This is a genomic window from Streptomyces sp. PsTaAH-137, assembly GCF_003259365.1.
Classification (GTDB): Bacteria; Actinomycetota; Actinomycetes; order Streptomycetales; family Streptomycetaceae; genus Streptomyces.
Genome location: NZ_QLLY01000004.1, coordinates 211,180 through 231,060 on the forward strand (window position 1 = coordinate 211,180; position 19,881 = coordinate 231,060).

The window sequence follows — 19,881 nt, forward strand, 5'->3', positions numbered from 1 at the left end:
ACGAAACGCAGGCCTTTAGGGGCGCGGGGAACTGCGCGACCAGCCACCCACCCACGCGCACCCGGCGATCAACAAGCCAGCTGCTCGATCTCCTCCGCGACCACCGCGCAGGCATCAGCCGCCGGATCGATCAGCGGAAAGTGGCCGACCTCCTCCAAGAACGTGACCCCCACGACCTCACCGGCCTTCGCCGCCGCATCGGCATACGCCTCCGCGAGAGCGACCGGCACCGTGGTGTCCGTACGTCCCTGGACCAGCGTGGTGGCGATGCCTGTCGGGAGGAGGAGGGAGGGATCCGCGTACGGGCGGCGCGCATCGAACAACCCGGGCTCACCGCCCAGGAGTTGACCGGCGGCGCCCCCGCACACCCCCAACTCCTCCGCAAGCGCGAGATCCGCGATCGGAGCGAGCGCGACGACCCCGCGCAGGGCCGCCGGAGCCCGGGTGAACCAGGGCGCGTCCTCGGGCAGCACATGCCGCGCCGCCGCCCACAGCGCGAGCTGCCCACCCGCGGAGTGCCCGACGGCGACGACGCGCCGGGCGTCCGCCGTGGGCAGATGCTCGGCGGCCAGCGCGGGCAGCGCGTCGAACGCGGCCGCCACATCGTCGAACGTCTCCGGCCACCGCCCCGCGACCGGCCCGCCGGCCCCCTGATGCGGCAGCGAACTCCCGCGCCGGTACTCGACGTTGGCCACGGCGAACCCGCGCCGCGCGAGGAAGTCGCACAGCGGGCTCAGATGCGTGCGGTCGTACGGGGCCCGCCACGCGCCGCCGTGCAGGGCGACGACCAGCGGGGCCGGACCGGCGGCGTCCCGCGGCGCGTAGAAGTCGACTACCTGATCCGGGTGATCGCCGTACGCGGCAGTGACGTCCGGGGGGACGGCGGGGTGCGAGAAGGCCGATGTCTCCTCGGCCTTGTCGCGGGCGACGGCTTCGTCCGGCATGCTCCAACCTCTCAACGCCCAGAGGAACCAGCGGGGTAAGCGGACGCTACCAGGGAGATCACGTCCGTCGACACGCACAGTCACCATGACGACCGAATAAACGGTCCTGCGGTTCCGTTACTCTTCCGGCATGAGCACAGAACCCGAACCCGGCACCCTCCGCCCCGGCGGCCGCACCGCCCGGGTCCGCGCCGCGGTGCTCGCGGCGGCCGGCGACGTCCTGGCGGAGCGGGGCTTCGCCGAGCTCGACCTCGCCGACATCGCGCGCCGCGCGGAGGTCGGCAAGACCACCGTGTACCGGCGCTGGACCTCCCCCACGGGGCTCGTCACGGACCTGCTGGCCGAGATGGCCGAGGAGTCGCTGCCGCGCACGGCGACCGGCTCGCTGCACGGCGACCTGACCGCCAACGCCCGCCTGGTGCAGCGGACCCTGACGGATCCCCGGCAGGGCCCCCTGTTCCGCGCGGTGATCGCGGCCGCGACCTGCGACGAACGGACCGCGCAGGCGCTGGGCCAGTTCTACGAGGTGCGCGTCGCCGAGTGGGCGCCGGCCGTCGAAGAGGCCGTCACCCGGGGCGAGTTGCCCGCCGGGACGGACGCCGCCGAGGTCGTCCGCGCGGTGTCCGCCCCGCTCTACTACCGGATGCTGACGACCGGCGCCGCGCCCACCGAGGCGGACGCGGACCGGGCCGTCGCCGCCGCCGTCGCGGCGGCCACGGCCGGGGTCTACGTCAGCTGAGCTCCCGGGCCAGCACCCGCGCCGCCCGCTCCACCTCGGCGAAGCCCAGATACAGCGGGGTGAACCCGAACCGCAGCACGTCCGGCGCCCGGAAGTCACCGACGACGCCCGCCGCGATCAGCCGCCCCATGACCTCCCCGGCGTCCGCGCAGCGCAGCGCGACCTGGCTGCCCCGCTCGGCGTGGGCGGCCGGGGTGACGGCCTCGACCCGCCCCTCGGGCACGTACGCCGCCACGCACTCCAGGAAGAAGTCGGTCAGCGCGAGGGACTTGGCGCGCACCGCGGCGACCGAGACGTCCGGCCGCGACCACACGTCGAGGGCCGCCTCCAGGGCGAGCATCGACAGGATGTCCGGGGTGCCGACCCGGCCGCGTACCGCGCCGTCGGCGGGCTCGTAGGCGGCCCGCATCCCGAACGGCTCGGCGTGCGAGTTCCAGCCCGGCAGCGGCGAGTCGAACCGCTCCTGGTGCTCGGCGCGCACATACAGGTACGCGGGTGAACCCGGGCCGCCGTTCAGGAACTTGTAGGTGCAGCCGACCGCCAGGTCCACGCCGTGCGCGTCGAGCCCGACCTCCAGCGCGCCCGCGCTGTGGCACAGGTCCCAGACGGAGACGGCCCCGGCCGCGCGGACCGCCGCCGTCAGCGCGGGCAGGTCGTGCAGGCGGCCGGTGCGGTAGTCGACCTGGTTCAGGAGCACCGCCGCCGTACGCGGGCCGAGCGCGTCCGGCACCGCGCCCGGGTCCACCGCCCGGACCGTGCAGCCGGTCATCCGGGCCGCCGACTCGGCGATGTAACCGTCCGTGGGGAACGTCGCCGCGTCCACCAGGATCTCGTCGCGCCCCTCGGGAGCGAGCCGCACCGCGCCCACCAGCGCCTTGAACACGTTGACGCTGGTGGAGTCGCCGACCACGACCTGGCCCGGGGCCGCGCCGAGCAGCGGGGCGATCCGGTCGCCGATCCGCTCCGGCGCCGTCCACCAGCCCGACTCGGTCCACGACCGGATGCGCAGCTCGCCCCACTGGCGGCGGACGACGTCCTCGACGGCGCCCGGCACGTTCACCGGCAGCGCGCCGAGCGAGTTCCCGTCCAGGTACACCACGTCGTCGAGGACGAACTCCTCGCGGACGGCGGCCAGTTCGTCGGCGGCGTCCAGCTTCCGCGCGCGCTCCGACAGGTCAGGGAGCAGATCAGACATGGGACCTCGCCGTCCACAGTTCCGGAAAGACATTGCCGCGCGCCCGCTTCTCCAGCCAGGCCACACCGGCGGAGCCGCCGGTGCCCGTCTTGGCGCCCATCGCGCGCCGGGTCGCCACCAGATGGTCGTTGCGCCAGCGCCACACCAGCTCCGCGACATCGCTCAACGCCTCGCCGAGCCGGGCGAGTTCGGCGCTCTCGTCACCCGCGTACAGCGTCGTCCACACCGCCTCGACCTCCGGCGACGGCTCGTAGCGGCGCGACACGTCCCGGTCCAGGACGGAGCGCGGCACGGCGTGGCCGCGCCGGGCGAGGAGGCGCAGCACCTCGTCGTACAGGCTCGGCTCGTGCAGCGCCTTGTCCAGCTCGGCGTGGACGCGCGGGGCGCCGCGGTGCGGGACCAGCATCGACGCCGACTTGTCGCCGAGCAGGAACTCCATGCGCCGGTACATCGCCGACTGGAACCCGGAGCCCTCGCCGAGCGCGGCCCGGTAGGAGTTGAACTGGCCCGGGGTGAGCTGGGCGAGCGGCCGCCACGAGGCGTTCAGCGCCTCCAGCTCGCGTACCGACCGCTTGAGCGCGGCGATCGCGGTGGGCACGTCGTCGGCGGCGAGGGCCCGGCTCGCGGTCTCCCACTCGTGCACGATGACGGTGAACCACAGCTCCATGACCTGGGTCGTCACCAGGAAGACCATCTCGCCGGGATCGTCCGAGCGCAGGGTCTGGAGGTGGGTGAGGACATCGGCCTGGACGTAGTCCTCGTAGGGCGTGGTGCCCGCGAAGTCGAGATGCGGTGCGGCGGTCTCCTCCGTGCCGGAGGGTGCCTCGTGATCCGCGTCGTGGGACATCGCTGTCTCCTGTTGCGTACTACGGGTAGCGGTCCGCCCTGCCGTTACCGGCACGGGGCCCCGGTCCCCACCTCGCATCCTTCACAATCGTGCCCCGAAACGGCAAGGCCCGCCTGATCACAGGCGGGCCTCAGGAAGGAACCGGTACTAGCCGAGGGTCTGCGCGGCCGTCGCCGAGGAGTCCTTCAGGAACTGCGTGCAGCGCTCGTACTCCTCCTGCTCGCCGATGGCACCGGCGGCGCGGGCCAGGGCGTGCAGGGCGCGCAGGAAGCCGCGGTTGGGCTCGTGCTCCCACGGCACGGGCCCGTGGCCCTTCCAGCCGGCGCGGCGCAGGGAGTCCAGGCCGCGGTGGTATCCGGTGCGGGCGTACGCGTACGACTCCACGACGCTGCCCCGCTCGAAGGCCGCGTCGGCGAGCTGCGCCCAGGCGAGCGAGGAGGTCGGGTACTTCGCGGCGACGTCCGCCGGCGGCGTGTCGGCGGCCAGCAGCTCGCGGGGCTCCGGGTCGTCGGGCAGGTGGGTCGGGGGCGGTCCCCCGAGCAGGTTCTCGTGAAGGCTCATGGGTTCCAGTCTGCGGCATCGGCCCGGACGGTCGCGACGGCCCTCACGAGCGCCTCGATCCCGGCCTCCGCCTTGCTGCGCGGGCACCCGAGATTCAGGCGCACGAACCCCGGCGAGCCGTAGGTCCCGCCCGGCATGATCGCCACCCGTTCCCGCTCGACGAGGACCCGTTGCAGCTCCTCGTCGGCGGTGATGCCGACCGGCCGCAGGTCGATCCAGGCGAGATATCCGGCCTGCGGGATCCGCCAGTCCAGCTCGGGGAAGCTCTCCTTGAGCCGGTCCTCCAGGAGCCGCAGATTGCCGTACGTGTACGCGCGCAGCTCGTCGAGCCAGGCGCCGCCCTCGCGGTAGGCGGCGATGTGCGCGGTCAGCGCGAGCACGGCCGGTGACTCCAGGCCCTCGTCGTGCCCCATCCTGCGGAGGAACTCGGCGTGGTCGTCCGGGTCGCCGACGAAGCCGTAACTGCCGCTCAGCGCGGGGAAGTTGAAGGACTTGCTGCCGGAGGTGACGAGCGCCCAGCGCAGCCCGTCGCCGTACGCCGTGAACGGCCGGTGGGCGTAGCCGTCGTGCGTGAGGTCGGAGTGGATCTCGTCGCTGATGACGGCGATGCCGTGGGTGCGCGCGAGATCGGCGATCCGCCGCAGCTCGGCGTCGGTCCACACGTGCCCGGTCGGGTTGTGCGGCGAGCAGAGGAACAGGGCGCGGGCGTCGGTGCGGGCCAGCTCCCGCTCCAGGCCGTCCCAGTCGTCGACGCCGACGGTGCGCAGCTCGCGGCCGAGGCCGGTGACGCACTTGCGGAAGCCGTCGTAGGTCGGGGTGTGCGCGACGACGGCGTCACCCGGGACCGTCCACATGCGCAGCAGCTGCGCGATCTGGTTGAGCACCGAGGGCGCGTACACGAGCCGGTCGACGTCCACCTCGGTCGCGTACCGGTCGCGGTACCAGTCGCGTATCGCGCCGCGGAAGTCGTCGTTCTGCCAGTCCGTGTAGCCGAACACGCCGTGCCCGATACGTGCCGTCAGCGCGTCCAGCACCTCCGGCGGGGACCGGAAGTCCATGTCGGAGATGGTGAACGGGAGCAGATCCGGCACGGGGAACCGGTCCGCGATGCCGTCCCACTGCACACACCAGGTGCCGCGCCGGTCGACAACGATGTCAAAGTCGTACGCCATACCACTCTCGTTCTCCGGCCGCGGCTCTCGTCGTGGCCGGTCGTGCGGTTCCCCGCGCCCCTGAGGGGCGCGGGGAACCGCACGAGAAGTGGCCACCGGGCCGCGCCCGACGACAAACGCCGGGTTACTTGATGCGGGTGCCCGTCGAGCGCAGGCTCTCGCAGGCCTCGACGATGCGGGCGGTCATGCCCGCCTCGGCCTTCTTGCCCCACACGCGCGGGTCGTACGTCTTCTTGTTGCCGACCTCGCCGTCGACCTTCAGGACGCCGTCGTAGTTCTCGAACATGTGGCCGGCGATGGGCCGCGTGAAGGCGTACTGGGTGTCGGTGTCGAGGTTCATCTTCACGACGCCGTTCTCCAGCGCGGTGCGGATCTCCTCCAGGGTCGAGCCCGAGCCGCCGTGGAAGACGAAGTCGAACGGCTTGGAGCCGGCCGGCTTGCCGTACTTCTCGGCGATGCCCGCGTTCAGGTCGGCGAGCAGGTCGGGGCGGAGCACGACGTTGCCCGGCTTGTACACGCCGTGCACGTTGCCGAACGAGGCGGCGAGCAGGTAGCGGCCCTTCTCGCCCAGGCCGAGGGCCTCGACGGTGCGCACCGCGTCGTCGACCGTGGTGTAGAGGTTGTCGTTGATCTCGTGCGAGACGCCGTCCTCCTCACCGCCGGTCGGGGTGATCTCGATCTCCAGGATGATGTGCGCGGCCTTGGCCTTGGCGAGCAGCTCCTGGGCGATGTCCAGGTTGTCGGCGAGGGTCTCGGCCGAGCCGTCCCACATGTGCGACTGGAACAGCGGCAGGCCGCCGGCCTCGACGCGCTTGGCGGAGATGTCGAGCAGCGGGCGCACGTAACCGTCCAGCTTGCCCTTGGGGCAGTGGTCGGTGTGCAGCGCGATCTTGTTGTCGTAGCGCGCGGCGGCGACGTGGGCGAACTCGGCGAGCGCCTGCGCGCCGACGACCATGTCCTTCACGCCCTGACCCGACAGGTACTCGGCGCCACCGGTGGAGATCTGGATGATGCCGTCGGACTCGGCCTCGGCGAAGCCCTGCAGCGCCGCGTTCAGCGTCTGCGTCGAGGAGACGTTGATGGCCGGGTAGGCGAACTTCCCCGCCTTGGCCCGGTCGAGCATCTCGTTGTACTGATCCGGGGTTGCGATGGGCATCTGCCGTCTCCTCGTGAAGCGCGATTGCGGGTTGAGGTTGTTCTGGTGTCCTGACCGGTGGTCCGACCTCACCAAGCACCATGGGGTGACTTCATCGTCGGCCCCATCTTTCCAGACTTGTGCGAATGCTCCAGTCCGGAGGTCAGTCGAGGCCGAGCTCGTCCTTGGAGAAGGCGAAGAGGTACGGGACCCCGGCGCCCTCGGTGATCTTCTCGGCGGCGCCGGTGGCGCGGTCGACGATGGTGGCGACGCCGACGACCTCGGCGCCCGCCTCGCGCACCGCGGCCACGGCCTCCAGCGGGGAGCCGCCGGTGGTGGACGTGTCCTCGACGACGAGCACGCGACGGCCCTTGATGTCAGGGCCTTCCACCCGGCGCTGCATGCCGTGCGCCTTGGCGGCCTTGCGGACCACGAACGCGTCGAGCCGCTCGCCGCGGGCGGCGGAGGCGTGCAGCATCGCGCCGGCGACGGGGTCGGCGCCCATCGTGAGTCCGCCGACCGCGTCGAACTCCAGGTCCTTCGTGAGGTCGAGCAGCACCTGGCCGACGAGCGGGGCGGCCTCGCCGTCGAGGGTGACGCGGCGCAGGTCGACGTAGTAGTCGGCCTCGAGCCCGGAGGAGAGCGTCACCTTGCCGTGCACCACGGCCTTGTCCTTGATCTGCTGGAGCAGGGCGTCCCGCACGTCGTTCGTCGTCATGCCCAAGAGCTTAAAGCCGCCGCCAGGTCCACGTGGTGCTGGCCTCCAGCGGCTCCACGGGGGTGACGAGGCGCGGGGCGGTGTTGAGCCCGTTCGGCGGGCCGGTCTGCGGCTCGACGCACACGGCGGCGTCCTGCTCGTCGTAGACGACGACCCACGGCTCCCGGCTCCTCACGTTCACCTCGAACGCTCCGGGCCAGGTCAGGGTCACGTCCACGCCGTCGGGCATGCCGAAGCAGTCGTCCCAGGGCTGCGGCTGCACGTCGATGCGGCGGCCGGTGGGCAGATGGTCGGCGCCCCGCTCCTCCTGCCAGGCGGCGTCGAAGGCGATCTCCACCTGGGAGTCGCCCAGCCGCCGGTTGAACCAGGGGTGCCAGCCGGCCTGCGCCGGGAACGAGTCGCCGTACGTCTCGATGCCGAGCGTCAGCGTCAGCGCGTCCTCGGTGAGGGCGACGACCTGGGTGACCCGGCCGGGGTAGGGCCACGGGTCGGTGAGGTCGTACGTGAACACGGCCTCGGTCGCCGAGGCCCGCGCCGTCGTCCACTCGGCGTCCCGGGCGAAGCCGTGGATGGCGTGCGGCGGGGAGTTCAGCGGCATCTGGTGGACGTGGCCGCCGTCCATGAACCGGCCGTCCGCGATCCGGCCGCACCAGGGCACCATCGGGAAGCAGCCGTAGCGCTCGCCCTGCCGGAGCAGTTCGGTCCCGGCGATCTTCAGACTGCCGATGCGGCAGCCGTTGCCCGGCGCCACGGTCACTTCCGCGTCGCCCGCGGTCAGCGTCGTTTCCTGTGTCGTCACGACCACTGACCCTATGCGGGGCGGGGCCCCGGCCGCTCAGCGGCGCCTGCGCAGCGCGCGGCCGACCACGATCGCGGAGGCGACGGCGAGGGCGGCGGCGGGGGCCGCCCAGCGCAGGGTGGCGCTCGCCGTGGCGCCGGCCGGGGCGGGCACGGGGGCGTAGCGGCCGCGCGGCGGGGCGTGGTCGACCTCCTCGGCGCTGCGGCCGATCATCGTGCGGCGGGCGTGGGCGGCGGCCGGCTCGGGGGGCAGGTCCGTCTCGGGTTCGAGGGACGGGGGCGGCACCTCGGCCTCGTACACGGTCGGCTCCGGGGCCTCGGTGCCGTCGTCTCCGGCCCGGTCCTCCTCCGGGTCGCTGCCGGGTTCCTGTCCGGCCGCCGCGAGGTTCTCCGCGAAACGGTTCAGCAGGCGCTGGGCCGCCGATTCCACCGCGTCGGCGGGGAGTTCGGCGACGCGGCCGTCGCCGGTCGCGGTGCCGGTGAAGGTGACGGTGGTGCCGCCCTCGGCCGCGGCGGCGCGGGCGGTGACGGCGAAGGTCACGGCGCCGGTGCCGCGGGCCTCGACGGCGTCGCCGCTCACCGCGAGGCGGCCGTCCTCAGTGCGGTCCACCGTGACGGTGCCGCGGTACGTGATGGTGTGTCCGCCGATCCTGACCTTGAGGCGGCCGCCGTCGCCGGACGCGTCGCGCTGGAACCCGGGCAGGGCCCGGGCCACCCGAAGGGGGTCGCCGAGCACCGCCCTGACAGACTCCGCCGGAACCGGAACGAACACCTCATGCTCCATGCCAGCCGACCCTACCGACTCCCTGCGGTGCTTGACCCGTGTTCGCCGCGCCAAAGCCGCATTCATCCCCGGGCGCGGGCCGGTGGGGCTCGTTCGCGCAGTTCCCACCGGAGCCGCACCCGAACGACAACCCCTACCCGGCCCCGTACCGCGGATGCACCAGCGTCGACGGGGCGTAGGCGCGGTCCGGGCGGATCACCGGGAGCGGACCGGGCGACGGCACCCGGAACCCGCCCAGAACGAACCCGCCACCCCCACGCCCCCGGTACGAAACGACCCGGAGCCCAGCCGACCGCACCGTCTCACCCACAGTCCAAAAGCGCCCCGAAACCGACCCCCCGTGCACCACGACCCGCCCCCGCTCCCCCAGCACCCGCACCACAAGCCCGTAGAACTCCTGCGAGTACAACTTCGTACTGCTGGTGAGCGCCGGATCGGGCAGATCGCAGATCACGACGTCGTACGGCCCCCCGAGCGACTCCCCGCCCCGCAGCAGCCCGAACACGTCCCCGGTGACGACGCGCACGCGCGGATCGCTCAACGCCCGCCCGTTCAGCGCACTGAGCCCCGGATCCCGCCGGGCGAGCCGCACCACCTCGGGGTCGGTGTCGACGACGTCGACCCGGCGCACCCCGCCGAACCGCAGCACCTCGCGCGCAGCGATCCCGTCCCCGCCCCCGATCACGAGCACCCGCCCGCGCGGCCCGTCGCGCAGCGCGGGGTCGACGAGGTCGGCGCGGTAGCGCGCAGCGTCGTCGCCGCGCACGCGGAGCCGGCCGTCGAGGTAGAGCCCGAGCGGCCGCCCCTGCTCACCGCCGGTCAGCACGACCTCCTGCACCTCGCTCTGCACGGCGACCCGCACCTGCGCGCCGAACATGGCGTGCCGCGCCGCCCGCTCGAAGTCGTCGACGAGCACCCACGCGGCGGCCAGCATCGCGAGCACCGTGACATTGGCGACCAGCAGCAGCCAGCGCCCCCGCCGGCTCAGATCCCGCCGGAACAGCCCGAGGACGAGCGCCCCGCCCGCCACGGCGTTGACCACGCCGGTCAGCAGCGCTCCCGTCAACTGCCCGAGCAGCGGCAGCAGGACGAACGGGAAGGCGAGCCCGCCCACCAGCGCGCCCACGTAGTCGGCGGCGAACAGGTCGGCGACCGCGCCGCCGGGGTCCTGCCGCCGGATCCGCTGGATGAGCACCATCAGCAGCGGCACCTCGGCGCCGATCAGCACCCCGATGGCGAGCGAGAAGCCGACGAGCAGATATCTCGGCCCGTCGCCCCAGACCCCGCCCCAGCCACCGGTCCAGGCGAACACGGCGTACAGGGCCATGGCGCTGCACCCGCCGACCAGCGCGAGCAGGGTCTCCAGCATCCCGAACCCGGCGGCGGGACGGCAGCGCAGCCGCTTGGCGGCGAGCGAGCCGAGGCCCATGGCGAAGACCATGACGGACAGCACCACGGACGCCTGGGTGACCGAGTCGCCCATCAGGTACGAGGCGAGGGCGACCAGTTCGAGTTCGTACACCAGTCCGCAGGCCGCGCAGACGAAGACGCCGGCGAGGACCAGGAACCGGCCGGTGCCGGGCTTGACCGGGAGCGGGGCCCGGCCCGGCTCGCCCCGGGACCGCGGGACCCCCGAGTGCGGGGCAGGGGCGTGCGGATCGATCACTCAGGGAACGCTACGTCACCGCACAACTCCGTCCCGTCACCCACACGTGTGGAAAACCGGCGCGCAGGCATACCCGGGCACGCGCGGGGATCATGACGGCACGGGTCAGAGCAGCACGGGGGCGGCCCTTCGCACACCCACCCGGGTGCGGGTGGCGACGAGTTGACCGTCCTGCGGGTACGCGTGCCAGGTGCGCCAGTGCACCTGGCCGTCGTGCCGCTGGGCGAGCATGGCGGTGAAGGCGTGCGGGCTGCCGGGGAAGACCCCGGCCAGACCGTTCGGATGGTCGGACACCAGAGCGAGCAGTTCCTGTGCGCGTCCGGCGAACTGCCCCGGCGTCAGGTCTTCGACCCGGGCCGCGAACTCGTACTCCCAGTCGCCGACGCGCTCGGCGACACCGAGCGGCAGCGGGGTGCTGCTGCCCGGGATACAGGCCACGGTCTCCGAGCAGCTGCCGTTCTCCTCCTCCAGGAGCACCTGGTGGGAGGCGCCGAGCAGCCTCAACTGGAGCGTGGCTCCGGAAAGTTGCAGGTCGAGGGTGGCGAGCGCGGGAAGCGGCTCACGGCCCAGGGTCCAGGCCAGGTCGTCCGCGCTGGTGTCGGTGTAGGCGGTGTTCAGGGTCGTGAGCATGGGTCGGCTCCGCTAGCACGCAAAGGGAGGTGGGGCCGGCTTGGGCAAAGGGACCGGCTCGTGCCCACGCGAGCGCTGTGAATACGCGGTACGAGGGCTGAGTTGACGGTTAAAAGGGAATCATGGGCGATGACGCCGTCACAGCGTTTTTACCCAACTTGACGGGGTTTCCATCCCCCCGAGCGCTGCACAGCTCAACTGTTCAACCTCCGCGGGCATCCGAATGCGCCGGGCGCACACCCTTCGGGTCTTTTCTGGACACATGTACGGACATCATTCGGCCTCCCGCCGGCCCGGGCACGCGAACGGCCCGCGTGGACCGACTGCCCCGTGTCAGTCGCCTCTACGCGGGCCGCACACCTCCCGTGGGCGCGACGTCAGCTGCCGCCGCCGCACCCTCCACCGCCGCCGCACGACGAGCCGCCCCCGCAGGAGCTGCCCCCGCCGCCGCACGAGTGACCGCCCCCGCAGGAGTGCCCGTGATGACCGGACGACCCGGAGGAGCACGACGCCCCGCCGGAGCTCGCGGCCCCGCCCCCGGCCCACCAACTGCTGCTCGCACCCCGCGAACGCGACTTCTTCTTCCTCAACGACGTACTGGGCGCACGGCCACTGCCGCCCGCCCTGGCCGTTGCGACCACGATGGCGACGACCAGCACCACGAAGACCCCGACGAAAACTGCTCCCATCACCGGCCCTCCTTTCCCTTCCCCCGAATCCCCCGAGGGGCGCCCCGTGCGGGCGTGCAAGGGGGATGCCCCTGCCCGAACGCGGCCAAAGCAGAGTTGAGCAACTCCAGAGGTTTCCGGCCACACGGAGTCCCGCGATCTAGCCGGGCGGACGGTGCCCGGGCTCCTCCGAGGGCATGACCACGATCTGGTACGCGTCCTCGTAGACGACCCTGCCGGGGTCCGCGGACTCCAGCCGACGGCACTCCACCCCGTGCGCGGCGAGGAGTTCCAGATATCCGGCCACGCGCCCGATGAGGTCGTCGGCGGACTTCTTGAACCAGGCGACGGCGCCGGGGTGGAGCTCACGGTCGTAGACCCGCGGGTCTACGTGTGTCGGGTTCGGATAGTTGGCGTCGTACCAGTCGTTGGAGGCCCTCCAGAACCGGTACTGCTCGTCCGTCAGCCTGCCCTGCGCGGCCAGCTCGTTCGCCAGCACGAACACCCCGGGGAAGTGCCCGCGCTCGTGCCGTTCGGTGCCCTGGAAGCGGACGTACGACGCTTCATCCACGAAATACCCCTCGTCGCTGCGGTGGTCCCCGGTCCCGGCGGATACTAGGCGCCGGCACATCGAGCGGGCGCCGCGCATCTCGAGGCCGCCCGCCGGAGAGCGCGAGTTGATGAACGTCCGCCCCCCGGCGCAGGATGACGCCCATGACCTCCCGCACCCGCCCCCTCCTCAACCGCCGTCTCGCCGAGTTCGGGACCACGATCTTCGCGGAGATGTCCGCGCTGGCCGTCTCCACCGGTGCCGTCAATCTCGGGCAGGGGTTCCCCGACACCGACGGGCCCGAGCAGGTGCGGGAGGCCGCGGTGCGGGCGCTGCGGGACGGGCGCGGGAACCAGTACCCGCCGGGGCCGGGCGTCCCCGAGCTGCGTGGCGCCATCGTGGATCACCAGAAGCGCCGGTACGGCATCGAGCTGGACGCCGACCGCGAGGTGCTGGTCACCGCGGGCGCGACCGAGGCCATCGCCGCCTCGCTGCTCGCCCTGGTCGAGCCCGGTGACGAGGTGATCGCCTTCGAGCCGTACTACGACTCGTACGCGGCGAGCATCGCGCTCGCGGGCGGTACGCGCGTGCCGGTCACCCTGCGCCCGGACTCCGGGGCGTTCCGCCTCGACCTCGACGAGCTGCGGGCCGCCGTCACCCCGCGCACCCGGCTGCTCCTCGTCAACACCCCGCACAACCCCACCGGCACCGTCCTCACCCGCGCCGAACTGACCGCCATCGCCGAACTGGCCGTCGAGCGGGACCTGCTCGTCGTCACCGACGAGGTCTACGAGCACCTGACCTACGACGACGCCGAACACGTGCCGCTCGCCACGCTGCCCGGGATGCGGGAGCGGACCGTGACGATCGGGTCGGCGGGCAAGACGTTCTCCTTCACCGGGTGGAAGGTCGGCTGGGTGACCTCGTCGCCGGAGCTGGTCACGGCCGTGCGCTCCGCCAAGCAGTTCCTCACCTACGTCTCGGCCGGACCGTTCCAGTACGCGGTCGCCGAGGCCCTCGCCCTGCCCGACTCCTACTTCTCGGACTTCCGCGCCGAGATGACCGCCAAGCGGGATCTGCTGACGGCGGGGCTCGCCGACGCGGGGTTCGGGGTGTTCCGGCCGCAGGGCACGTACTTCGTGACGACCGACATCCGGCCGCTCGGGTTCGACGACGGTTTCGCGTTCTGCCGGGCGCTGCCCGAGCGCTGCGGGGTCGTCGCCATTCCGAACGCCGTGTTCTACGACGACCGGGAGGCCGGGGCCCCCTTCGTCCGTTTCGCCTTCTGCAAGCGGGAATCCGTCCTGACGGACGCCGTGGGCCGCCTCAAGGCACTCTGAAGCTCGTCCCAGGGGCGCGGGGAACTGCGCGACCGGCCACGACGGTGGCGCGCCAGAAAGACGAACCCGGTCGGCGCACCCCGACTCGCGCCGGCGCCACCCGCATCGCAGGGTTCGGATGTGACCGAGCCGAGCACCACCGCCCTACTTGACGCCCCCTCAGCCACCATCGCCCGGCCCCGCACGACGGACACGGCGCTGCGGGCCCTGGCCCTGTTCGCCGCCGTCCGCCTGACCGGCATGGCCGCCCTCGCGTTCACCGGCGAGAAATCCTGGGCGCTGCTCGGCCGCTCCTGGGACTCGATCTGGTACCTCGGCATCGCCGCGAACGGCTACGGCGCCCGCACCCTCCACCCCGGCCCCGGCCTCCTCTACCAGGACCTCGCCTTCTTCCCGCTGTACCCGGCCCTGATCCGCGCCGCGCACACCCTGCTGCCGATGCTCGACGCCGGCGCCTGCGGCCTGCTGATCGCCTGGGCCGCGACGGCCACCGCCGCGCTCGGCATCCACCGCATCGGGCTGCGGCTGCACGGCCCGACCGCGGCGACGCTGCTCGTCGTGCTGTGGGGCGTGCTGCCGCACTCGGTGGTGCTGTCCATGGGCTACACGGAACCGGTGCTCACGGCGCTGGCCGCCTGGTCGCTGTACGCGGTGCTGACCGGCCGCTGGATCTGGGCGGGCGCCCTGGCCGCGCTCGCGGGCCTGGCCCGGCCGAACGGTTTCGCGGTGGCCGCCGCCGTCCTCGCCACCGCCGCCTGGGAACTGGTCCGGCGCCGCGGCCGCGTTCCCCACAGGCTGTGGACGGGCGCGCTGCTCGCCCCGGCCGGCTGGGCCGCGTACGTCCTGTGGGTGGGACGGCGGGAGGGCGATCTGCTCGGCGGGTACTTCGCGGTGCAGCGAGCGTGGGGGTCGACGTTCGACCTGGGGATCGGGTCGGCGCGGTTCGCCCGGCGGATGCTGCTGCGCGGGGATCACTTCGTCTTCCCCATGGCGCTGGTGATCGTGGCGGCGGGCGTGCTGCTGTTCGCGCTGCTGCTCCTGGACCGGGCGCCGCTGCCGCTGCTCGTCTACAGCGGCGTCCTGCTGTCGATCGCGGTCTGCGGCTCCGGTTTCTTCGAGTCCAAGCCGCGCTTCCTGCTGCCCGCGTTCCCGCTGCTGCTGCCGCTGGCGTGCGCCCTGGCCAGGACGGCGAGAACCCGGCCCGCGCAGGCCCTCCTGGTGGTGGGTGCGCTGGCCGGGCTCTCGGTGGCGTACGGAACGTATCTGCTGGTCTACGCCCACAGACCGCTGTAGCCGGGCGGTGCTCTATTCGGCGTCGTCGCCGGGCTTCTCGTCGTCCACGGCCGAGTCGACGTCCGCCTCCAGGCCGAGCTCCTCCACCAGCCAGCGGTCGAACTCGATCGCGGCGCGCACCCAGCTGACGGTCGACGACACGAAGTGCTCCAGGGAGACACCGGTGCCGATCAGCATCTGGGCCTCACCGATGAGGCGGACCGTGCCGTCGTCGTGGGTGTGGCTGTAGACCTTGGGCCACAGGGTCCGGCGGTTCCAGTCGTCGATCGACTCCAGGAGCCGCGGCTTCACCTCGATGGCGTGCGGCCGGTCGTAGAACGTCCGCACCGAGAAGACCTGCTGGTCGCCCTCGCCGCGGAACATGAAGTACGTGCGGAACTCCTCCCACGGCGCCGCGAGGTCACCCTCGTCGTCGACGACGTGCTTGAGCTCCATCTGGTCGAGCAGCTGCTTGACCAGGTCCTGGTCAGGAATGACGGGGCCCGCCGGTCCCGCCCCCTGCTGCTGAGGCTGTCCCCCGAAATTCGGAATCGAGGACGGGTCGATGCTCACGCGCTTGTTCCCTTCGTACGGATGCGGCCATCCTCTCCCAGGAGGGGCCCTCGGGGGCAAGCCCGGGACCCCGTGTGCCCGGTTCTGTTCGCTCCCGGCTGCGAGCCGGTGGGGCCGCCCGCGGCGCAGCCGCCGATCGGCACGGCCCCGCGCCCCTGGGGGCGCGGGGCCGCTCTCCGCTACAGCGTCTTCCCCGAAGCCGCCTCCGCCCCCACGATCAGCCCGTCCCCGAACACGTCCACCCGGACCGTGTCCCCGTCCGTGATCTCGCCGGACAGGATCTCCTTGGCCAGGCGGTCGCCGATGGCCGTCTGGACCAGGCGGCGCAGTGGGCGGGCGCCGTAGGCCGGGTCGTTGCCCTCGTCCGCGAGCCAGGTCAGGGCGGCGTCCGTGACGTCGAGCGTCAGGCGGCGGTCCGCCAGGCGCTTGGCGAGGCGGTCCAGCTGGAGGCCGGCGATGCGGCGCAGCTCGTCCTTGTCCAGGGCGGAGAAGACGACGAGGTCGTCGAGCCGGTTCAGGAACTCCGGCTTGAAAGAGGCCCTGACGACATCCAGGACCTGCTGCTTCTTCTCGTCGGCCGAGGTCATCGGGTCGATCAGGAACTGGCTGCCCAGGTTCGACGTGAGGATCAGGATCGTGTTCCGGAAGTCGACCGTGCGGCCCTGGCCGTCGGTGAGCCGGCCGTCGTCGAGCACCTGGAGCAGGATGTCGAAGACCTCCGGGTGCGCCTTCTCGACCTCGTCGAGGAGCACGACCGAGTACGGGCGCCGGCGCACCGACTCGGTGAGCTGGCCGCCTTCCTCGTAGCCGACGTAGCCGGGGGGCGCCCCGACGAGCCGGGCCACCGAGTGCTTCTCGCTGTACTCGCTCATGTCGATGCGGATCATGGCCCGCTCGTCGTCGAAGAGGAAGTCGGCGAGCGCCTTGGCCAGTTCCGTCTTGCCCACGCCCGTCGGGCCGAGGAACAGGAAGGAGCCGGTGGGGCGGTCGGGGTCGGCGATGCCCGCGCGGGTGCGGCGGACGGCGTCGGACACGGCGCGGACGGCCTCGGACTGGCCGATGAGGCGCTTGCCGAGCTCGTCCTCCATGCGCAGCAGCTTCTGCGTCTCGCCCTCCAGCAGGCGTCCGGCCGGGATGCCCGTCCAGGAGGCGACGACGTCCGCGATGTCGTCGGAGCCGACCTCCTCCTTCACCATGGTGTCCCGGGCGACCTCCTCCTCGGCCTCGGAGGCTTCCTCCAAGTCCCTCTCCAGGGTGGGGATCTCGCCGTACAGCAGCTTGGACGCGGTGTCGAAGTCGCCGTCGCGCTGGGCCCGCTCGGCCTGTCCGCGCAGTTCGTCGAGCTTCTCCTTCAGCTCACCGACGCGGTTGAGGGACTGCTTCTCCTTCTCCCAGCGGGCGGTGAGTCCGCGCAGCTCCTCCTCCTTGTCGGCGAGGTCGCGGCGCAGCTTCTCGAGGCGCTGCCTGCTGGCCGGATCGGTCTCCTTGCCGATCGCCATCTCCTCCATCTTCAGCCGGTCGACGGAGCGCTGGAGCTCGTCGATCTCGACCGGGGACGAGTCGATCTCCATGCGGAGCCGGGAGGCCGCCTCGTCGACGAGGTCGATGGCCTTGTCCGGCAGGAAGCGGGAGGTGATGTAGCGGTCGGAGAGGGTGGCGGCGGCCACGAGGGCGCTGTCCGCGATCTGGACCTTGTGGTGGGCCTCGTAGCGGCCCTTGAGCCCGCGCAGGATCGCGATGGAGTCCTCGACGGACGGCTCGGCGACCAGCACCTGCTGGAAGCGGCGCTCCAGCGCCGGGTCCTTCTCGATGCGCTCGCGGTACTCGTCGAGCGTCGTGGCGCCGACCATGCGCAGCTCACCGCGGGCGAGCATCGGCTTCAGCATGTTCCCCGCGTCCATCGCGGAGTCGCCGCCGGCGCCCGCGCCCACGACGGTGTGCAGCTCGTCGATGAACGTGATGACCTGACCGTCGCTCTCCTTGATCTCGGAGAGAACGGTCTTCAGACGCTCCTCGAATTCACCCCGGTACTTCGCACCCGCAACCATTGCACCGAGGTCGAGCGAGACGAGCCGCTTGTCCTTCAGGGACTCCGGGACGTCGCCCTTCACGATGCGCTGGGCGAGGCCCTCGACGACGGCGGTCTTGCCGACGCCGGGCTCGCCGATGAGCACGGGGTTGTTCTTGGTGCGGCGGGACAGTACCTGGACCACCCGGCGAATCTCCTGGTCACGCCCGATGACGGGGTCCAGCTTGCCCTCGCGGGCGGCCTCGGTGAAGTCCGTACCGAACTTCTCCAGCGCCTTGTAGGACCCCTCGGGGTCGGGTGTCGTCACCCGGCGCCCTCCCCTGCTCTTCGCGAAGGCCTCGGCCAGCTTCTTCGCACTGGCCCCATTCTCGGTCAGCACCTGACCTGCGGCGCCGCCCTTGGCGGCGAGGGCGATCAGCAGGTGCTCGGTGGAGAGGAACTCGTCGCCCAGCTCCTTGGCCCGCTCGTCGGCGTCGGCGATCACCGCGAGCAGGTCGCGGCTGGGCTGCGGCGGCGGGACCGTCGACCCGGTCACGCTGGGCAGCGACGCCAGTACGCGCTCCGCGCCCGCCCTGACCTGCGCCTGGTCCGCCTCGACGGCGGCCAGCAAGTCGACGATGTTCTCGTTGTCCTGCCCCTCCAGCAACGAAAGCAGCAGATGGGCCGGGGTCAGATCCGGGTGCCCCCCGGACACGGCCCGGCTGCTCGCCGCGTTGATCGCGTCGCGGCTCCGGTTCGTCAGCTCGGCGTCCACGTGCCTGTTCTCCTCCACGTCCTTGGTACTGCGGATACGGGTACTAGCTCTGACTCCACCAACGTAGACAAAGTTGAGTCTATTCCACTCAACCTCGGAGCCGGAAGGCCGCCCGGCGGGTTCACGGTAGGTTCCGGGGCATGGCCAAGCGGATCGACCTCGACAACCCTCCCGACGCCTTTCTCAGCTTCTGGCGAGAACGGCATCTGTGCACCCTGACGACCCTGCGCGGCGACGGCACACCGCACGTCGTCCCGGTCGGCGTGACCTACGACGCCGAGGCGCGGGTGGCCCGGGTGATCACCGGGAAGGGGACCCGCAAGGCCGCGCACCTGCTCGACGGGCCGGGGCCGGTCGCGGTCTGCCAGGTCGACGGGCGGCGCTGGGCCACGCTGGAGGGGCGGGCCACCGTGCGCACGGATCCGGAGAGCGTGGCCGACGCCGAGCGCCGCTACACGGAGCGCTACAAGGCGCCCCGGCCCAATCCGGAGCGGGTGGTCATCGAGATCGCGGTGACCCGCGCGATGGGGAACGCCGTCTTCGACCCGGAGCCGGACGCCGGGTAGCGGCACCGGCGACTGCGGCCGCACGCAAAACTGCAGCGGCGCCACCGTGTTTCAGGTCCACGGTGACGCCGCTGCGGGGGGAAGCACCTGCGCGATCTACAACGACGGGGGCATCGCGTCAGGCACTGCGGGGGGGTGGCTGTGGTGCGAGGGGACGCCTCTCGGGGCGCCTGCGAGGCCTCGGGTCCTGCCTCGCCGACCAGCTGATGGTCACGCTGGTCCAGATTCACGAAGATCATCCCGTACCGGACGACCGACCGCACCGGCTGTGGGGCGCCGCGCGGCCGACGCAGACACCGGAAGGCCCGGATGTCGTCGTCATCCTCCCGCACCACGACGATCGGCTCTCCGAACAGGGTGACCATGAGGGAGTCACCGGCGTTCGGGATAGCCGTCACGAGGTCGATGGTGTGCCAACCGGAGCGGTAGGCGATCGCCATCTCGCGGCGCAGGGTTCTGTCGTCCGGTGGGGTGATCATGCAGCACCGTCCACGGGGGCGGTGCTCCAGGACAGGTCGGGGGGTGCCACGGCCTGCGTCACCGTCGCCGAGCCGGCGGGCGCCGTGCTCCACGACAGGTCGGCGGGCCGAACCGCCGCCGTACCGGCGGTTGCCCTGCTCCACGACAGGTCCGCGGGCCGGGCCTGCGTCGCGCCGGCCGGGGCCGAGCTCCACGACAGGTCCACGAGCCGCACGACCGAATCGGCGGGTGCCGTGCTCCACGACAGATCCGCGGGCCGCACCGTCGTCGCGCCGGCGGGCGCCTTGCTCCACGACAGGTCCGGCGGCGCCACGGCCTGCGACACCGAGGTGCCCGAACCGGCAGGCGCCGAACTCCACGACAGATCCAGGGCGCCGGCAGCGCCGAAGGCCAGCCCGGCGGAGAAGGCACCCACCAGTATCGAGCGAAGCATTTCCTTGCGCATAGTGGGCTTCGTCCT

19 protein-coding genes and 1 pseudogene are annotated in these 19,881 nt (G+C 72.2%); 4 read left to right on the forward strand and 16 right to left on the reverse strand.

Features of this window, described 5'->3' with window-relative positions:
- Nucleotides 1–68: 68 nt before the first annotated feature.
- Nucleotides 69–944 (reverse strand): alpha/beta hydrolase, encoded by an 876-nt coding sequence (locus K377_RS09990; protein ID WP_111662866.1) that lies wholly within the window; start codon nucleotides 942–944, stop codon nucleotides 69–71.
- 130 nt (nucleotides 945–1,074) lie between these two features.
- Here K377_RS09990 and K377_RS09995 point away from each other — a divergent pair, with 130 nt between their 5' ends.
- Nucleotides 1,075–1,683, forward strand: coding sequence for a TetR/AcrR family transcriptional regulator (locus tag K377_RS09995; protein ID WP_111662867.1), 609 nt, complete (start codon nucleotides 1,075–1,077; stop codon nucleotides 1,681–1,683).
- On the opposite strand, the gene kynU is transcribed toward K377_RS09995, so the two are convergent.
- The 11 genes from kynU to K377_RS10055 all read right to left on the reverse strand — a co-directional run bounded on the left by kynU (nucleotide 1,676) and on the right by K377_RS10055 (nucleotide 12,428).
- Complete coding sequence (gene kynU / locus K377_RS10000) at nucleotides 1,676–2,878, reverse strand: kynureninase (RefSeq protein ID WP_111662868.1); 1,203 nt, start codon at nucleotides 2,876–2,878, stop codon at nucleotides 1,676–1,678. The genes K377_RS09995 and kynU overlap by 8 nt on opposite strands.
- On the reverse strand, nucleotides 2,871–3,725 hold the full coding sequence (locus K377_RS10005; RefSeq protein ID WP_111662869.1) for a tryptophan 2,3-dioxygenase family protein: 855 nt from the start codon (nucleotides 3,723–3,725) through the stop codon (nucleotides 2,871–2,873). Before K377_RS10005 ends, kynU begins: the two co-directional genes overlap by 8 nt.
- A gap of 147 nt (nucleotides 3,726–3,872) precedes the next feature.
- On the reverse strand, nucleotides 3,873–4,286 hold the full coding sequence (locus tag K377_RS10010; protein WP_111662870.1) for a DUF3151 domain-containing protein: 414 nt from the start codon (nucleotides 4,284–4,286) through the stop codon (nucleotides 3,873–3,875).
- On the reverse strand, nucleotides 4,283–5,458 hold the full coding sequence (locus K377_RS10015) for a MalY/PatB family protein (RefSeq protein ID WP_111662871.1): 1,176 nt from the start codon (nucleotides 5,456–5,458) through the stop codon (nucleotides 4,283–4,285). The genes K377_RS10010 and K377_RS10015 overlap by 4 nt, the downstream gene beginning before the upstream one ends.
- A gap of 124 nt (nucleotides 5,459–5,582) precedes the next feature.
- A complete protein-coding gene (fbaA, locus tag K377_RS10020) occupies nucleotides 5,583–6,614 on the reverse strand; it encodes a class II fructose-bisphosphate aldolase (protein ID WP_111662872.1) in 1,032 nt (343 codons plus the stop codon).
- Between the two features lie 142 nt (nucleotides 6,615–6,756).
- Nucleotides 6,757–7,311, reverse strand: coding sequence for an orotate phosphoribosyltransferase (pyrE, locus tag K377_RS10025; RefSeq protein WP_111662873.1), 555 nt, complete (start codon nucleotides 7,309–7,311; stop codon nucleotides 6,757–6,759).
- A gap of 10 nt (nucleotides 7,312–7,321) precedes the next feature.
- On the reverse strand, nucleotides 7,322–8,110 hold the full coding sequence (locus K377_RS10030; protein ID WP_111663204.1) for an aldose 1-epimerase: 789 nt from the start codon (nucleotides 8,108–8,110) through the stop codon (nucleotides 7,322–7,324).
- A gap of 36 nt (nucleotides 8,111–8,146) precedes the next feature.
- Entirely contained in the window at nucleotides 8,147–8,893 is a 747-nt protein-coding gene (locus K377_RS10035; RefSeq protein ID WP_111662874.1) for an SRPBCC family protein, read from the reverse strand.
- Nucleotides 8,894–9,026: 133 nt separating this feature from the next.
- Nucleotides 9,027–10,559: a polyamine aminopropyltransferase gene (locus K377_RS10040; protein WP_111662875.1), complete on the reverse strand. Its 1,533-nt coding sequence runs from the start codon at nucleotides 10,557–10,559 to the stop codon at nucleotides 9,027–9,029.
- Between the two features lie 105 nt (nucleotides 10,560–10,664).
- The gene (locus K377_RS10045; RefSeq protein ID WP_111662876.1) at nucleotides 10,665–11,189 is read right to left on the reverse strand and encodes a DUF2617 family protein; all 525 of its coding nucleotides are present in this window, start codon (nucleotides 11,187–11,189) and stop codon (nucleotides 10,665–10,667) included.
- An 828-nt stretch (nucleotides 11,190–12,017) separates the two neighbouring features.
- Nucleotides 12,018–12,428, reverse strand: coding sequence for a hypothetical protein (locus K377_RS10055; RefSeq protein ID WP_111662878.1), 411 nt, complete (start codon nucleotides 12,426–12,428; stop codon nucleotides 12,018–12,020).
- Nucleotides 12,429–12,562: 134 nt separating this feature from the next.
- Between K377_RS10055 and K377_RS10060 the strand changes: the two genes are divergently transcribed.
- Both K377_RS10060 and K377_RS10065 read left to right on the forward strand, forming a co-directional pair.
- Nucleotides 12,563–13,747 (forward strand): pyridoxal phosphate-dependent aminotransferase, encoded by a 1,185-nt coding sequence (locus K377_RS10060; RefSeq protein WP_111662879.1) that lies wholly within the window; start codon nucleotides 12,563–12,565, stop codon nucleotides 13,745–13,747.
- Nucleotides 13,748–13,867: 120 nt separating this feature from the next.
- Complete coding sequence (locus K377_RS10065) at nucleotides 13,868–15,040, forward strand: hypothetical protein (protein ID WP_375605916.1); 1,173 nt, start codon at nucleotides 13,868–13,870, stop codon at nucleotides 15,038–15,040.
- Nucleotides 15,041–15,052: 12 nt separating this feature from the next.
- On the opposite strand, the gene K377_RS10070 is transcribed toward K377_RS10065, so the two are convergent.
- Nucleotides 15,053–15,592, reverse strand: coding sequence for a YbjN domain-containing protein (locus K377_RS10070; RefSeq protein WP_111662880.1), 540 nt, complete (start codon nucleotides 15,590–15,592; stop codon nucleotides 15,053–15,055).
- A 179-nt stretch (nucleotides 15,593–15,771) separates the two neighbouring features.
- Entirely contained in the window at nucleotides 15,772–18,375 is a 2,604-nt protein-coding gene (gene clpB / locus K377_RS10075) for an ATP-dependent chaperone ClpB (protein ID WP_111662881.1), read from the reverse strand.
- Between the two features lie 140 nt (nucleotides 18,376–18,515).
- On the opposite strand from clpB, the gene K377_RS10080 reads away from it, so the two are divergent.
- On the forward strand, nucleotides 18,516–18,941 hold the full coding sequence (locus K377_RS10080) for a pyridoxamine 5'-phosphate oxidase family protein (protein ID WP_111662882.1): 426 nt from the start codon (nucleotides 18,516–18,518) through the stop codon (nucleotides 18,939–18,941).
- Nucleotides 18,942–19,096: 155 nt separating this feature from the next.
- Here the strand turns inward: K377_RS10080 and K377_RS42210 are convergent.
- Nucleotides 19,097–19,420: pseudogene (locus tag K377_RS42210) on the reverse strand (hypothetical protein); the annotation flags it as partial.
- Nucleotides 19,417–19,854, reverse strand: a complete 438-nt coding sequence (locus tag K377_RS10090) for a hypothetical protein (protein WP_146614709.1) — start codon at nucleotides 19,852–19,854, stop codon at nucleotides 19,417–19,419. The gene K377_RS10090 and the pseudogene K377_RS42210, both read right to left, overlap by 4 nt.
- Between the last annotated feature and the right edge of the window lie 27 nt (nucleotides 19,855–19,881).